Genomic DNA, 14,442 nt, shown 5'->3' with positions numbered 1-14,442 from the left:
ACCACGCAGAGCGTGGGAGCCAGGTGAAAGCGATCGGGTTAATGATGCAGCAGCAGGCCCGCGGGGGATTCTTGCACTCAGACCACCCGCACCAGCGCGCCTTTTTCCCAGCCCAACCGTCCGGTGCGCACTTTCTGGCGCTGAATACCGGGTACCGGCGCCAGCATAAACAGGTCGCCATTGCGCCCGGTCAGAGTGCGCGGCACGCCGCAACCTTTAGCCAGGGCGGCGTGAGCTTTCATATGCACGTCTTCGCCGTGTACGGGAATGGCGATTTCCGGCTGCACCCAGCGGTACAGGGTTTCCAGCTCTTCCTGTGCCGGATGGCCGGAGGCGTGAATCGGCAGTTCGGCATCGTCGGCGGTAATCACCTCCACACCGATACTGTGCAGCTGGTCGATAATGCCCTGAATAGCTTCTTCGTTACCGGGAATGGCACGGGCGCTGAATATCACCCGGTCGCCGGGTTCCAGTTCAAAATCCGGATGGGTGCCTGCCGCCAGACGGCGCAACGCGGTATGCGGTTCGCCCTGGCTGCCGGTCGCCACCGCCAGCACTTCGTGGCGCGGTAAATAGCCCAGATGCCCGGTGTCCACCGAGCCGGCACTGAACGGCCACACGCCCGCCCGCTTGGCGCACTGATGCATATTGATCATCGAGCGGCCATAAAGGCCCATATAACGGCCGGTGTCGTCCGCCACATGGGAAAGGGTTAACAGGCGCGCAATATTGCTGCCGAAACAGGTAACGATAACCCGCCCCTTGGCACTTTCGATGTAATGGCGCAGGCCATCGTACAGATCGCCTTCCGAGGCGGAATGCCCGGCCACGGTGGCATTGGTGGAATCGCACACCATCGCCAGCACACCTTCCTGCGCCAGACGGGTAAAGGTTTCCTGTTTATAGCCGTGGCCCACCACCGGCTCGGGGTCGAGCTTCCAGTCGCCGGTATGAAACACATTGCCGGCGGCGGTGCGGATCATCAGCGCATTCGGGTCGGGCACCGAATGCGTTAAGGCTAAAAATTCCACCTCAAACGGGCCGATGGCCACACGCTCTCCGGTTTCCGGCACGATGATTTTTACCTGGTGCAGCAGGCCATGTTCGGCCAGTTTCTTTTTCAGCACTTCGGCGGTAAAGCGCGTGCAATACACCGGGCAGCGCAGCTTGTGCCACAGATAAGGCACCGCTCCGATATGGTCTTCGTGGGCGTGGGTGATGATTAAGCCGGCCAGCAGATCTTTACGCGCGGCAATAAATTCCGGGTCGGGCATTTGCGTATCCGGCTCGCCCGAATGATGCCGGGTGCCATCGGCACTGACCCGTCCCGGCTTGGGAAAAGTCACGCCGCAATCGACCATCAGCCACTGATCGTCGTGGCCGTAAAGATTCATATTCATGCCGATCTCACCGGTGCCGCCAAGGGGCAGGAAGAAGAGATCGTGTTCGCTGGGGCTCATGGTTATTCCGCTTTTGTGGCGAGTGATTGTAAATACAGCAAAGAACTGTTGCGGCGTTCGTGCCACTTACTGCGGCAGGCTGAACTCCACCGCACCGTTAAGCTCAACCGATTCCTCACCGCTAACGGCCAGTTCGAGCCGGATGTTGCCATTTTCCAGATGAGTCACCCGGTAGCTGCCACTGCGCAGATTCATACTCTGCATATTGGGGTAGGCAATATTCACGTATTCGCGATTGCCCAGATTACCACCGTTGCCGCTCAGGTCGAGGCTGCTGACGCCGACCACAAAGCCTGAGCCGTCTGGTTCATCGATGTATTTGCAGTCGGGGTAAGCACTGCAGTCGCGGCTGACAATATCAATGCTTCTGCGCAGACCACTGGCAAACTGCATGCTTGATATTTCAACCCGGTCAGCCTGCCACGGCGTCCCCATAATGCTGCCCTGCAGTGGCTGGTTTTTAAACTCATAGCAATGCTGGCGCAGGGGCTGTGGCGGCTGTAACGCTGATTTACGGATGTCTTCGCGCAGGGTACGACCGAATTCCACGTAATAACGCTGACCACGGGCAACCATGTAGATCTGAACGTCGCGCTCCGGATAACAGAACGACGAAAACCCCATCACCACGCCCTCATCATTCACAGCCTTCACCCGGAAACTGTCCGCCTTTAAGCTCCAGCCTTCTTTCAGGGCCAATACAGCATCCGGATCACTGACGTAATGTTTGGCGGCGTAATCAAAATTATATTTGGCCAGGGTCTGATACAGGTACATGGCGGTATCGGCTTTCCATTTTTCCTGCTGATCAGCCGGGCTGAATTCGGCTTCAGCCGCAGCCGCAGTATCAGTTGTTTTGGCACCTGCCGCATCGGCGGTCTGATCCTGACCACAGGCAACCAATAGCGCCAGCAAACACATGGTTATGAATCTCATTTTTTCTTCCTTAAAAGTCATCAGTGCTGCTCAGCGACAGCCCGGCGGCGATTCTAACGCCGCTCTCTGTTCTCCACCATCCGCCGTGCAGCATAACGGCGGCGCCACTGTACTTGTGGCCCATCATCACAATGCTTACACTGCCGCCCTGCTTATCTGACCCCTGTTCTGTTTATGTCCCTCTCTCCACTGAATGCACTGGTACTGCGCACCTCGCTACCGGTGATGTTTGGCTATTTGCCCTTAGGTGCGGCCTTCGGCGTGCTGTTCAGCGAGCTCGACTACCACTGGCTGTACGCCACGGCGATGGGGCTATTTATTTACGCCGGTGCCGGACAATTTCTGGCGGTGGGATTACTGGCTAATCAGGCAACGCTGACCGAAATGGCGGTGGCCACCCTGCTGATTAACTCGCGCCATATTTTTTACGGCCTGTCATTAATCAGCCGTATGCCCAACCGTGGCTGGCGGCGCCTGTATCAGATTTTTGGCCTCACCGATGAAACCTACTCGCTGATTACTGCCACCCACCTGCCGGCGAATATAGACCGCGGCCAGTTCCAGCTGCGCATTACTGCAGTGAACCAGCTGTACTGGATAATTGGCTGCACCCTTGGGGCCTGGCTTGGCAGCCAACTGGAATTCAACACCGATGGTATCGCCTTTGTGTTACCGGCGCTGTTTATGGTGCTGACCATCGAACAGTACAAACACCTGCGCGATATCCGCCCTTTTGTTGCCGCCCTGCTGATTGGCTTCGGCACATTGCTGCTGATCAGCCGCGAACAGATGCTGCTGATTGCCATCCTGCTCAGCCTCAGCGTACTGATGATGCAATACGCCGCGCGCCGCACACATAAGAGGCCTGAAGCATGAACGAATTCTGGTATCTGAGCAGTGTGATTGCGCTGCTGGCAGGCGTTACCTTCCTGACCCGCGCCCTGCCTTTTATGGTACTCGGACGGGTGGCCGACCACCCGCTGCTGGAACACCTCGGCCGTTTTCTGCCGCCCATCGTCATGGTGCTGCTGGTAATTTATTCGTTTAAAAACGACGTGGCATTCTCGCTGGATTTTCTGCCCGAACTGGGCTGCCTGCTGCTGGTAACGGCGCTGCACCTGGCGTTCCGCCAGGCGCTGATCAGTATTGTCGGAGGGACGGCGATGTATATGCTGCTGGTGCAGATGGGGGTGGGTTAATTAGCCTGAGCTTTAAACGACGTTAATACGGTGCTTTGCGAAAAACACAGTCGCGATGAAACTCTAAAAAGACTAAATGTTGCTGCGCGAGGTGTATATTCATATCGCTTCGAATGCCCAACACATCCGGGTGAGATAACTGTGGTGAAAGAACAATATCACCGTTATTTTTAAAACTAATAAATCCACCATCGAACGCTTTATCCAGCGTAGGTAAAAGAAGCAAGCCATTAAAGTGATCAAGCTTTTCCACATTGCTAGACACACGCCAAGGTTTAATATGCGATGCGACCAAAAAGCTAACATCTTGATAGCCCGTCACCGCACACCCTTGCCAATAGCCGATAAGCCTTGTGCGAAAATCCCCCTGCCCTATGCGAGTTTTAACGAGACGACTTTTTTCGGTTTCACTGATATTAGGTTGTCGAAAAATATCATCAATGTCAGCTTCTATATCCGAGTCAAACCCCGCTTTTAAATAATCAGCAAAGCGATTCAAAGCACTGCTGTACATCGAATTACCAACCGTGTTGCGCTCAATAAAAATTGGTAATTGCTTCAGCTGCTCTGCCACAACATGAAATTGAGCAAGACCAGAAATAGAAGTCAGAGGACCATCGACCAAACCCGCACTTTGCGCCCATTCAGACATAACGCCCTGTACACTCGACAGGTATTTTTTAACTGAAGAGTCCGATAGCCCTTGTGCTCGCATCCATTCATCAAAGGTCATGCAGTGATTCCTAAATCAGGTGACATCGGCAATCTACTCTCTAGAGTGGGTTCTATCAATTAATCGTACAGGTTGAACCATGCCAGCCGAGAAGTTTTCCTCAACCAATAACCAACTTACCCCCAACTTTATCCACAAAACTACCAATCAATAACTTACCTAATCCCCTTGACACCCTGTCTTATCTTTTTCAACTAACCCCCTGAATCTGTTACAAAAAATTTGCACAAAAGCCTTGCTGCATCAGGCTTTTTCTGAGTTTCCGGCTTTTCTGCCCAGGCGTTCAAACTTTCATCAATCTGTTACGCTGGCCCGGTTTGTCTTACCTGTAGCCATTCATCCCAAAGTTAGTCACAAAGTTATCCACTGAAGATGGGGGTAACTTATGGCTCTGTCAGCTGAAAATAGGCAGATGAGCTATTGCGCCGCGGCTGATACAATATGTGCCTTTATTTTTCAGCCGTTGATCAGACGAGGGACACCATGCCTGAATACCGTTCCAAGACCTCCACTGCAGGTCGCAATATGGCCGGAGCCCGTGCGCTGTGGCGCGCTACCGGGATGAAAGATGACGATTTCCAGAAGCCGATCATTGCTGTCGCGAACTCCTTTACCCAGTTCGTACCTGGTCATGTGCACCTGAAAGACCTGGGTCAGCTGGTTGCGCGCGAGATCGAGAAAGCCGGTGGTGTAGCGAAAGAGTTCAACACCATTGCTGTGGATGACGGTATCGCCATGGGTCACGACGGTATGCTGTACAGCCTGCCATCGCGTGAAGTGATCGCCGATTCGGTTGAGTACATGGTGAACGCGCACTGTGCCGATGCCATCGTCTGTATTTCCAACTGCGACAAGATCACTCCGGGAATGCTGCTGGCGTCGCTGCGTCTGAACATTCCGGTGATCTTTGTTTCCGGTGGTCCGATGGAAGCCGGTAAAACCAGACTGTCTGAGCACAAGCTGGATCTGGTTGATGCCATGGTTATCGCCGCCGACGATTCTGCCAGCGATGAGAAAGTGGCCGAATACGAGCGCAGCGCCTGCCCGACCTGTGGTTCCTGCTCCGGTATGTTTACAGCAAACTCAATGAACTGCTTAACCGAAGCGCTGGGTCTGGCGCTGCCGGGTAACGGCTCGCTGCTGGCGACTCACGCCGACCGCGAACAGCTGTTCCTTGAAGCCGGTCGCCGCATCGTGGAAATCACCAAGCGTTACTACGAAGAGAACGATGAGTCGGTTCTGCCACGTTCTATCGCCAGCTTTAAAGCGTTCGAAAACGCGATGACGCTGGATATCGTGATGGGTGGTTCAACCAACACCATTCTGCACTTGCTGGCTGCCGCTCAGGAAGCTGAGTGCGACTTCGACCTGAAAGACATCGACCGTCTGTCACGGGTGGTTCCGCAGCTGTGTAAAGTGGCGCCAAACTCGCCGCTGTACCATATGGAAGACGTACACCGTGCCGGTGGCATCATGGGTATCCTGGGTGAAATCGACCGCGCCGGTCTGCTGCACAGCGACCTGCCGACCGTACACAGCAAGACCATGAAAGAAGCGCTGGATAAGTGGGACATCATGCGCAGCCCAAGCGAAGAGGTGGTGAAGTTCTACAAAGCCGGTCCGGCCGGCATCCCGACCCAGACGGCATTCAGCCAGAGCACCCGTTGGCCAACGCTGGACGGCGACCGTGAGAACGGCTGTATCCGTAATCTGGAACACGCCTATTCGAAAGAAGGCGGCCTGGCGGTTCTGTACGGCAACATCGCCCTCGATGGTTGTGTGGTAAAAACCGCCGGTGTGGATGAATCCATTCTGGTATTCCAGGGCAAAGCGAAAATCTTCGAAAGCCAGGACGATGCGGTAAAAGGCATTCTGGCCGATGAAGTGGTTGCCGGTGATATCGTCATTATCCGCTACGAAGGTCCGAAAGGCGGCCCGGGTATGCAGGAAATGCTGTACCCGACCTCTTACCTGAAGTCTAAGGGTCTGGGCAAAGCCTGTGCGCTGCTGACCGATGGCCGCTTCTCCGGCGGTACTTCTGGTCTGTCGATTGGTCACTGCTCTCCGGAAGCCGCAGCCGGCGGTGCTATTGGCCTGCTGCAGGACGGGGATATCATCAATATTGATATCCCGAACCGTTCTATTAATGTCGATCTGAGTGCTGAAGAACTCGCACATCGTCGTCATGAGCAGGACAAAAAAGGCTGGAAACCAGCGGCCGAGCGCCCACGTAAAGTGAGCACTGCGCTGAAGGTTTACGCTAAGTTCGCCACCAGCGCCGATAAAGGTGCGGTACGCGATAAGAGCCTGCTCGACTGAGCCTGTTCTGACTCCGGCCGGAAATTGACCTGCGGGACGATCTTCGGCCAGTTATAATGCCTGCACTCATTACTGTTATGGTGCGGGCATTTTTATATACGCCAGCCGCGATTCAGGAATTATTCATGCTGCGTTTTGCTTTTAACTCTTTTTCTTTTTCCACCCCACTGCTCACCGGTTTACTCAGCCTGTCACTGTTGAGTGGCTGCGCCGCTCAGCGCATTGCCAACGAAGACAGCGTGTCGCAGGCCACCACCGAAAAGGTCAGTGAGTTAGGCAACGATTCCGAGCGGGCGCTGAGTCAGGCCGAAGCCGCTTATGCAACAGCCAGCAGCGAAGATCTGAGTTTTTATGCACCACTGCATATGGAGCAGATTCAGCAGGCATTAAAGCAGGCGCGCAGCCATGAACTGGCCGGTGATGCGCAGGCCAGTATTGAATCTTCTGCGCGGGTGCTGAGCCTGCTCGACAGTGCTCTTAAGAATAAAGCGCGGGCGCAATCAGCGTTATCTCCGCTGTTTGCTCAGAAGGCGGTATTGGATGAAATCAAAGCCGGCAGCGTAATGAGTGCGCGCTATCAGCGTGAAATGAAAGAGCTGCGCAGTCTGATCAGCATGATCGAAGCCGGGGAGAGCGACAAAGTCATCGATAAATCCGCAGGCGTTCTGAAATCCCTGCAGCAGCTGGAGCTGGATACCATGCTGCGCCTGCACTGGCAGCCAGCCAACGAAACGCTGGAAAAAGCCGATGACGAGGATGCCGATACTCATGCGCCAGCAACCTTCAGCGATGCCGAATTACAGGTAGAAAAAGCGGCGCAAACCATTCGCCGTCATTATCAGGATCGTGCCCTGACGGAAAGCACGGGTAAAGAAGCTTTGCGCGCCGCACAACATGCCCTGTATATCGCCCGTGAAGCCAAAAATATTACCCGGCTGGACTCCGCTCAGGCAGAACAGGCGGCTCTGGAATTTGAAGGTTATCTGCACCAGTTAAGCATGACCTTAGGAGCCGGGGATATGCGTCATATGGCCCTGAAAGATCAGACGCTGGCTATCGTTCAGTATGCTGAAGAGCAGGCGCGTCGTAACGCGGCACAGCAAGCCACGTCACCAAACAACAGCGCAACGGCTATACCGGAGACGGCTTCTCCTGTTGTTGTTGAGCAACCGGACGCAGAAGCAGCACCGGCAGATGAGCAGCAACAGAACCCTGCCGAAGACACGACAGCTCCTGAAGAAGCTGCGCCTGAAAAGGAGAGCACCGCGGAGCCTGTCACTGTGCCTGCGGCAACGGAAACCAGCGCGGTAACAACAGAGAGTGCTGAAGAGGGTGCTGAAGAGAGCGCCGAAAAAGAAGAAATAAAGCCTGCAGAAAAACCGCAGGCCGAAGATTAATATCCACAGCTAAACCCGCCGCAGAAATCTTCTGCGCGGGTTTATCAATCTCCCGTCATCGCATATTCAAAACCCTTAATCCGCAAACCGCGGTTGATGTAATCATTTACATGCACGCCAAAGCAGCCACTGCGGAATACGCCCTGAGGTTGATACGGAACACCACAATCATCCGCCGGCGCCATGGATAAATTCACAATGCGTTCCGGTTGTGGCTGCTTATCGGGGCCGAGAATCATAATAACTTTAGGCTTCAGCTGGTAACCGGGATCAGCGGATAAAATAATACCCACCTCACCGTTACTCATTTCCAGCAAATACCCCGGCGGGTACAGCCCAATCATGGAAATAAATTTTCTTACCAGCTCTTCATCAAACTGGGTACCACGGTTACGGTTCAGTATCCGCATCGCATCCAGCGATGACATGCCCGGCTTATAACAACGGTCACTGGTCATGGCATCATAAGCATCAGCAACGGTAACAATACGGGTAAACAGCGATAATTTAGTGCTGTCGATACCGCGCGGATAGCCTTTGCCATCCAAACGCTCATGATGGCTGTATGCCACATCCACTGCCCCCGGATAAATATCCGAACGGCCCATTAATAATTGTTTGGCGTAAAGCGTATGCCGTGCCATCTCGGCAAATTCTTCCGGATCAAGCGGACCGGGTTTATTCAGAATTTCTGTTGGCACTTTCATCTTGCCGATATCGTGCATTAATCCGCAGATACCGAGATTTTCCAGCTCATAGGGTGCCAGATCCATTTGTTTACCTAACGCAATGGATAACAGGCAAACGTTAACAGAATGCTCGGCGGTATATTCGTCCTGGTGTTTTAAACGGGTCAGCCAGAGAATCGCGTTAGGATTATTTACAACGCGTTCGACGCAATCTTTAACCGCTCTCTGTGCTTCCTGAAGATTAAATGCCTGCCCCAGCTGAGCACTGGCCAGCAGACGTTTAATCTGCAGTTTGGTCGCCTGGTAGGTGCGGTTGGCAGCACTCAGCTGCTGCGCCATTTCCTGTTTTTCAACATAGCGGGTGCGTTTTTGCGGCGCACTTTTCCCTTTCTCATCCAGCTCATTCCATTCTTCCTCGACAACATCGACGAATACCCACTTGCATAGGGTTTGAATAAGCAATAAATCATCATCGTTTTCCAGCAGGAATCCCTGAAAAAGAAAAGGTGACTCCGTCCATGGCCGGTCCAGTTCAACAATGTACATCCCGGCTGTAAGTTCCGACACGTCCATTCGCTTGCGCGTGTGTCGTTTATTGATCTGAAACTTGCGGCCATTACGTGTTGTTGTAATGGATCCGATCATTGATAAATACCTTTGTTATTATTGTTATTTTAAAGGTAGTGGCTCTGTCTGGCACTTTATTCTCTGCAGGAGATTTGTAGCTGGTTTTTGCCGTCTTTTGTTTCAAACTGCAACCGGTTAGCAATGGCGTCCGGAATTTCTGTGGGGTGATGGGTCACATACAGCAAGGTAGTGTCATGCTGTTCTGCCAGACGATTAATAAAGGCCAGAACCAGCATACGGCTGGGGTCATCCAATCCCTGACAAGGCTCATCCAGAATCAGTAATGGCGGCTGTTTGATTAATGCCCGGGCAATCAGCACCAGGCGCTGTTCACCATAGGAGAGATGCTGCAGGCTCTGGTTGGCTTTATGACGCAGACCGATAATATCCAGCCACTGCAGCGCCAGCTGCTTATCGTCATCACCGGTTGCCTGATACAGGCCGATGCTGTCATACAGGCCTGAAATAACGGTACTCAGCACATTGGTGGTCGCGCGGTATTCCCACTGCAGCGAAGCCGACACCAGACCGATGTGCTTTTTAATATCCCAGATGCTTTCACCGCGTCCGCGTTGCATACCGAACAGGCGCAGGTCGTTGCGGTAACACTGTGGATTATCACCGGTGATCAATTGCAGCAGGCTGGTTTTGCCACTGCCGTTCGGTCCCTGAATGGCCCAGTGCTCGCCGGCTTCAACACGCCAGTTAAGGCCACTGAACAGTTCACGTTCGTCATAGCGGATGGCAACGTCTTTCATACCGACCAGAGGTTCACCTTCAGCCAGCTGCAGCGCTGAACGCCCGGCTGCAGGGAAATCCGGCAGCGGCCGGTCAAAGTGCATCAGGCCGCGCAGTTCCGGCTGCGCCAGTACATCGTCTTTTGTACCCTGATACAGCAGGCGGGCATCGTGCATAAAAGCAACGTGTGTGATCCAGCCGGGTAATTCATCCAGACGGTTGGCAACCCACAACATGGCCTGCCCCTTCTGCTGCAATTCATTCAGCGCGTCACTGACGGCTTCACGGCTGATCTGATCCAGCCCCTCCAGCGGTTCATCCAGCACCAGCAGGTTGGGTTTATGGCGCAGAGCGTTAATCAGCAGCACTTTGCGGCTTTCGCCGGTCGATAACGAGCGGAAGCCCTGATTCAGCAGGTGGCGGATGCTCAGACGATCAACCCAGCTTTCCACTTCAGCCAGAGGGGCAAGAAAATCACAGATTAATGTGCCTTTATCCGGCGCATCATTCAGATCACTCTCGTCGTCATGGCGCTCCTGCTCAATCTGCGCGGCCTGTGCCTCCAGCGAGACGTAGGCCACCGACTCTGGCAAATCGCAGGCTTCGCCATGACTGAGCACCACCTGATCACCGGCCAGCGCCGACAGCACGGTTTTACCGCTGCCGTTGGTGCCGGTAATCGCCCAGTATTCACCCGGGTTCAGCTGCCACTGATCAACCTCTAAATGACGGCCATCGTGCAGACGTGCCTGAATTGCAGAAAAACGCATGGAAACCTCAGCCCGGAGGCCAGCTCAGCGAGCGACCGCCAATAATGTGCAGATGCAGATGGAAAACCGATTGGCCGGCTCCGGCACCATTGTTTACAACCAGACGATAGGCATCACCCAGTCCTTCCTGAGCAGCAATTTTACTGGCGGTCAGCATCAGGTGGCCGAGCAGCGCCTGATCTTCGGGCTCCGAATCACACAGACGCGGAATCGGCTTACGCGGAATCAGCAGGATGTGCATAGGTGCCGCCGGATAAAGATCGCGGAAGGCCAGACAATGCTCATCTTCATAAACCATGGTTGCTGGTAACTCACCACGGGCGATCTTGCCGAAAATCGTATCCTCAGACATGGGTAACTCCTTTACTGGAAAGCAGCAACCATAGGAAAAATTGATGAATATGACAATGACCAGACATTCAGTTAACGCGTCCTTTGGTTTCAGATCTGGTTGGTTTCAGATTCAGCCCGGCCTCTTATGACCATGACAGCATGGCGGGGCTTGGGTACGATGGTATCAATAAAATAAAAATCACCACAGGAACCTAACATGACCCCGATACTGCGCATCTTTGCTGCAGGGCTGCTGGCTTTGTCTGCGCTGTGCCAGGCTGACACCAGCGATAACCCGGTAACCGCCTTTGAGTGGCAGGCCTTTCCCTATGAACAAGCACCTTATGACTATGCCGGCGAGCGGCTGAACGAATACTGGTTTCAGCTTAACCGCGCAACGGATTACCCCTTCCCCAATGCAGATTATTTATCAGCCGTACTGAGCAGTAACTCCGAGCTGAGACTGGCGACCCCGGAATTTGAATCGGTGGAACAACTGGCGGAAAAACTTCAGCAGGCCTGGCGAGAATTTTATAAAGGCAATTTTCAGGCGGCCGCCAGACAGGGTTACGCGATAGGACCACTGGGACACGGTGTGGCATTTTATTCTCAGGCAACTTATGGCCTGCGTCTGGAAAATGATAAAGACAAACGTCATGCCCTGTGGGAAGACATTATTGCCCGCCATGAAAAGACCGCAGCATTAACGCAGCATGACATTATGGCCCGCTATTTTGCCTTTTATGCCATGGCCCGTCTGAGTGAAGAAATTTCTTCTCCCACCGTGCTCAGCCGCGGTTATATGGACACCATGACCAGCGAACTGAACACGATGGCAGAAGCCGAACCCTACAATGTGTTTGTGCTGGCTGCCAAAGGCTCAATGGATGCCGGCATCGTGCGTAAAATGGGGCATTTTATGGGGCGCATGGCCTACGGTGCAGATGATCAGGTGGTAGAGAACTATTACAACGCCGCACTCGCCCAGAACCGTTTAATTGCCAATGTTCATCTGGAAGCGGCGCAGAGCCTGCTTTATATCTACAAACAGAAAGCGCTCGACCGCGCCCTTGAACAGATGCGTATAGCCGCAGGTATTGCCCCCATTTCGGCGATGGAAGCACTGGACAGCTTCCATGCGAAAAAGCTGCTGAAAGAGCTGGAAGAAATAAAACAGGATAACGGCATCGGACTGCGTGATTATATTAAACGCGGTACGGAGTCTGGCAAAAACTACTACCTCTGATAAAACAGCTTGTGCTGTGATGATAAAAAGCCTGCAAATGCAGGCTTTTTATTTATCTCCGGGTTACAGCGACAAAGGCAACTCCAGATAGTTCTGGTAGATAAAGTCGCGATGCTCAAGCAGCCTTTCATCCAGTGCAGCGAGAATACGCTCATCAAGAGCAGAAAAGGCACTGCGGATTGGCGCAGGCATCGGGCACACCTCTTCCGCTAACGGACGGAACAGCGCCATAAAACAGGCCGCATAAATATCCACTGCGCTGAGCTGCTCACCATAATAAAACCGGCTGCCCTGTTGCTGCTGTTCCTGCAGGCGTTTACTCAGTTTATTCAGCAGCCTGACAATCTCCGGCACATACTGCCCGGCATTAGCGGCATCATAACCGTATTTTTTACCAAGATAACCGGCTACCGGTGGTGGAAATCCCTCAAGCCCCTGCAGGCCACGGTGCACGGCATCCAGACGGCGGAACCAGCCCAGACCATTCACTCCACAGATTTCCGCACAGAGCGTCAGCACTTCCGTTCTGTGCGGATCTTCTGCAGGTAATAATGCCGGCTCCGGGCTCAGACGCTCTGCCAGCAGCAGAATTTCCTGCCAGTCGCTGCGTGGTGCTTCGTCATTCAGCATGAGCACCGGCGCATTTCTGCAACCGGTCCAGGCAGCCATCACATCATCGCGCTGATCCAGACGAACCGCGAGCCAATCGAGACCTTTAATCTTCAGAATGCCCTTCGCAGCTTCACCCCAGGGACTGGGAATGCCGCCAACCACAACCATGCGCAGCCCATCAGCCTGACGTGCCTGCTCTAATCCAACATAATTTACCGGCATCAGAAATCCTTATGTATTTTATATTTAAAGGAATAATGTTTTACGCAGCACGGTACTTCAAACGACAATCTCTGAAGTCGGATTCAGAATTTCTTAACTATGAAACCATATCGTAAAGCACCACCACTGCAGTATCTGCCGGCTTTTGTTAAATCGGCACAGTTGCGCAGCTTCAAGCATGCCGCCAGGCAGCTGAATATCACGCCGTCAGCAATCAGCCAGCAGATCAAAGCACTGGAGGAAAATATTGGCCTGAGTCTGTTTAAACGCAGCCAGCGGGAGCTGCAACTCACACAGGCCGGTGCGAGTTTTTACGAAACCGCAGCCAGAGCACTCAGCGCGTACGAGAGTGGCTGGGAGGAGTTCTGCGGCCAATATATTTCAGCGACCATCCACCTGAGCATGATCTCCTATGTCGCCAATGAGATTGTTATTCCCCGTCTCGCAGAATTCCGCCAGGCATATCCGCAGATTGATCTGATTATTCACACCAGCATGGCCACAGAAAACCTGCAGGATAAAACCCTGGATGCGGCGATACGCTTCGGCACACCACCCTGGGCCGGTCACGATGCGCAGCTGATCTGCCCGGCCTACGCCGTGCCTGTCGCCAGCAGCGAATATGTGCAACAGAACAAAGAGAAAGATAAAAACTGGCAGCAGCACAGCCTGATTCATGGCCGTAACGGCTTTGACGACTGGCAGGCATATGGCGAAGCGACAGCGAGTGCGGTCACCAGCAGCCGGCAGCTGTTCTTCGACAGCTACGACGCCGGTCTGTGCGCGGCCAGAGCGGGCCTTGGAGTTGCGCTTGCCATCTTACCGATCTCAGCCCATGAACTGCGTTCAGGACGCTTACAGGCGTTTGCCGATCAACCGCTGGAGTGCAGGGCGGGATTCTATTTCGTCAGTAAACCGAACGACCATAAACGGAAGGGCTATGAGCGTGTGAATAGGTGGTTGTGCGGAGTCTTTGCTGCGCTGTGAGTTTATCTGGCGCGTTATTTTTCTATTTTTCAGACAAAGACTGAACGGCCGGGTGTTGTTCAGCAGATAGCCATCGATATTTCTTACGGGCAAAGAAAAACCCCCGCCAGCTCAGCTGACGGGGGTTTAGAATAAGAGCTTGACGATGACCTACTCTCACATGGGGAAGCCCCA

13 protein-coding genes are annotated in these 14,442 nt (G+C 53.6%); 6 read left to right on the top strand and 7 right to left on the bottom strand.

Features of this window, described 5'->3' with window-relative positions:
• Window positions 1–77: 77 nt before the first annotated feature.
• Both HUF18_RS11995 and HUF18_RS11990 read right to left on the bottom strand, forming a co-directional pair.
• The gene (locus HUF18_RS11995; protein WP_225692362.1) at window positions 78–1,460 is read right to left on the bottom strand and encodes a ribonuclease J; all 1,383 of its coding nucleotides are present in this window, start codon (window positions 1,458–1,460) and stop codon (window positions 78–80) included.
• 66 nt (window positions 1,461–1,526) lie between these two features.
• Window positions 1,527–2,396 (bottom strand): hypothetical protein, encoded by an 870-nt coding sequence (locus HUF18_RS11990; protein ID WP_225692361.1) that lies wholly within the window; start codon window positions 2,394–2,396, stop codon window positions 1,527–1,529.
• 174 nt (window positions 2,397–2,570) lie between these two features.
• On the opposite strand from HUF18_RS11990, the gene HUF18_RS11985 reads away from it, so the two are divergent.
• On the top strand, window positions 2,571–3,272 hold the full coding sequence (locus tag HUF18_RS11985; protein WP_225692360.1) for an AzlC family ABC transporter permease: 702 nt from the start codon (window positions 2,571–2,573) through the stop codon (window positions 3,270–3,272).
• Entirely contained in the window at window positions 3,269–3,595 is a 327-nt protein-coding gene (locus HUF18_RS11980; protein WP_145470606.1) for a branched-chain amino acid transporter permease, read from the top strand. Before HUF18_RS11985 ends, HUF18_RS11980 begins: the two co-directional genes overlap by 4 nt.
• Before the next feature lie 22 nt (window positions 3,596–3,617).
• On the opposite strand, the gene HUF18_RS11975 is transcribed toward HUF18_RS11980, so the two are convergent.
• Window positions 3,618–4,328 carry an HNH endonuclease gene (locus HUF18_RS11975; RefSeq protein ID WP_225692359.1) on the bottom strand — a complete coding sequence of 237 codons (711 nt, stop codon included), beginning with the start codon at window positions 4,326–4,328 and terminating at the stop codon, window positions 3,618–3,620.
• Window positions 4,329–4,811: 483 nt separating this feature from the next.
• On the opposite strand from HUF18_RS11975, the gene ilvD reads away from it, so the two are divergent.
• Window positions 4,812–6,647 (top strand): dihydroxy-acid dehydratase, encoded by a 1,836-nt coding sequence (gene ilvD, locus HUF18_RS11970; RefSeq protein ID WP_225692358.1) that lies wholly within the window; start codon window positions 4,812–4,814, stop codon window positions 6,645–6,647.
• A gap of 125 nt (window positions 6,648–6,772) precedes the next feature.
• On the top strand, window positions 6,773–8,044 hold the full coding sequence (locus HUF18_RS11965; RefSeq protein ID WP_225692357.1) for a hypothetical protein: 1,272 nt from the start codon (window positions 6,773–6,775) through the stop codon (window positions 8,042–8,044).
• Window positions 8,045–8,088: 44 nt separating this feature from the next.
• Here HUF18_RS11965 and HUF18_RS11960 read toward each other — a convergent pair whose 3' ends face one another.
• The 3 genes from HUF18_RS11960 to HUF18_RS11950 are packed head-to-tail and all read right to left on the bottom strand — an operon-like array spanning window position 8,089 to window position 11,220.
• Window positions 8,089–9,378 (bottom strand): HD-GYP domain-containing protein, encoded by a 1,290-nt coding sequence (locus HUF18_RS11960; RefSeq protein ID WP_225692356.1) that lies wholly within the window; start codon window positions 9,376–9,378, stop codon window positions 8,089–8,091.
• 56 nt (window positions 9,379–9,434) lie between these two features.
• The gene (modF, locus tag HUF18_RS11955; protein WP_225692355.1) at window positions 9,435–10,868 is read right to left on the bottom strand and encodes a molybdate ABC transporter ATP-binding protein ModF; all 1,434 of its coding nucleotides are present in this window, start codon (window positions 10,866–10,868) and stop codon (window positions 9,435–9,437) included.
• A 7-nt stretch (window positions 10,869–10,875) separates the two neighbouring features.
• On the bottom strand, window positions 10,876–11,220 hold the full coding sequence (locus HUF18_RS11950) for a histidine triad nucleotide-binding protein (RefSeq protein WP_145470598.1): 345 nt from the start codon (window positions 11,218–11,220) through the stop codon (window positions 10,876–10,878).
• 198 nt (window positions 11,221–11,418) lie between these two features.
• On the opposite strand from HUF18_RS11950, the gene HUF18_RS11945 reads away from it, so the two are divergent.
• On the top strand, window positions 11,419–12,447 hold the full coding sequence (locus HUF18_RS11945) for a hypothetical protein (protein WP_145470596.1): 1,029 nt from the start codon (window positions 11,419–11,421) through the stop codon (window positions 12,445–12,447).
• A gap of 63 nt (window positions 12,448–12,510) precedes the next feature.
• Here HUF18_RS11945 and HUF18_RS11940 read toward each other — a convergent pair whose 3' ends face one another.
• A complete protein-coding gene (locus HUF18_RS11940) occupies window positions 12,511–13,281 on the bottom strand; it encodes a hypothetical protein (RefSeq protein ID WP_225692354.1) in 771 nt (256 codons plus the stop codon).
• Window positions 13,282–13,380: 99 nt separating this feature from the next.
• Here HUF18_RS11940 and HUF18_RS11935 point away from each other — a divergent pair, with 99 nt between their 5' ends.
• Window positions 13,381–14,268, top strand: a complete 888-nt coding sequence (locus tag HUF18_RS11935) for a LysR substrate-binding domain-containing protein (RefSeq protein WP_225692353.1) — start codon at window positions 13,381–13,383, stop codon at window positions 14,266–14,268.
• The last annotated feature ends 174 nt before the right edge of the window (window positions 14,269–14,442 follow it).

The sequence above is a fragment of the Thalassolituus sp. ST750PaO-4 genome (assembly GCF_020320405.1).
Taxonomy (GTDB): domain Bacteria; phylum Pseudomonadota; class Gammaproteobacteria; order Pseudomonadales; family Oceanobacteraceae; genus Venatoribacter; species Venatoribacter alkanivorans.
The sequence above is the reverse complement of the archived record's forward strand: the minus strand, read 5'-3'. Positions and strand labels throughout refer to the sequence as shown.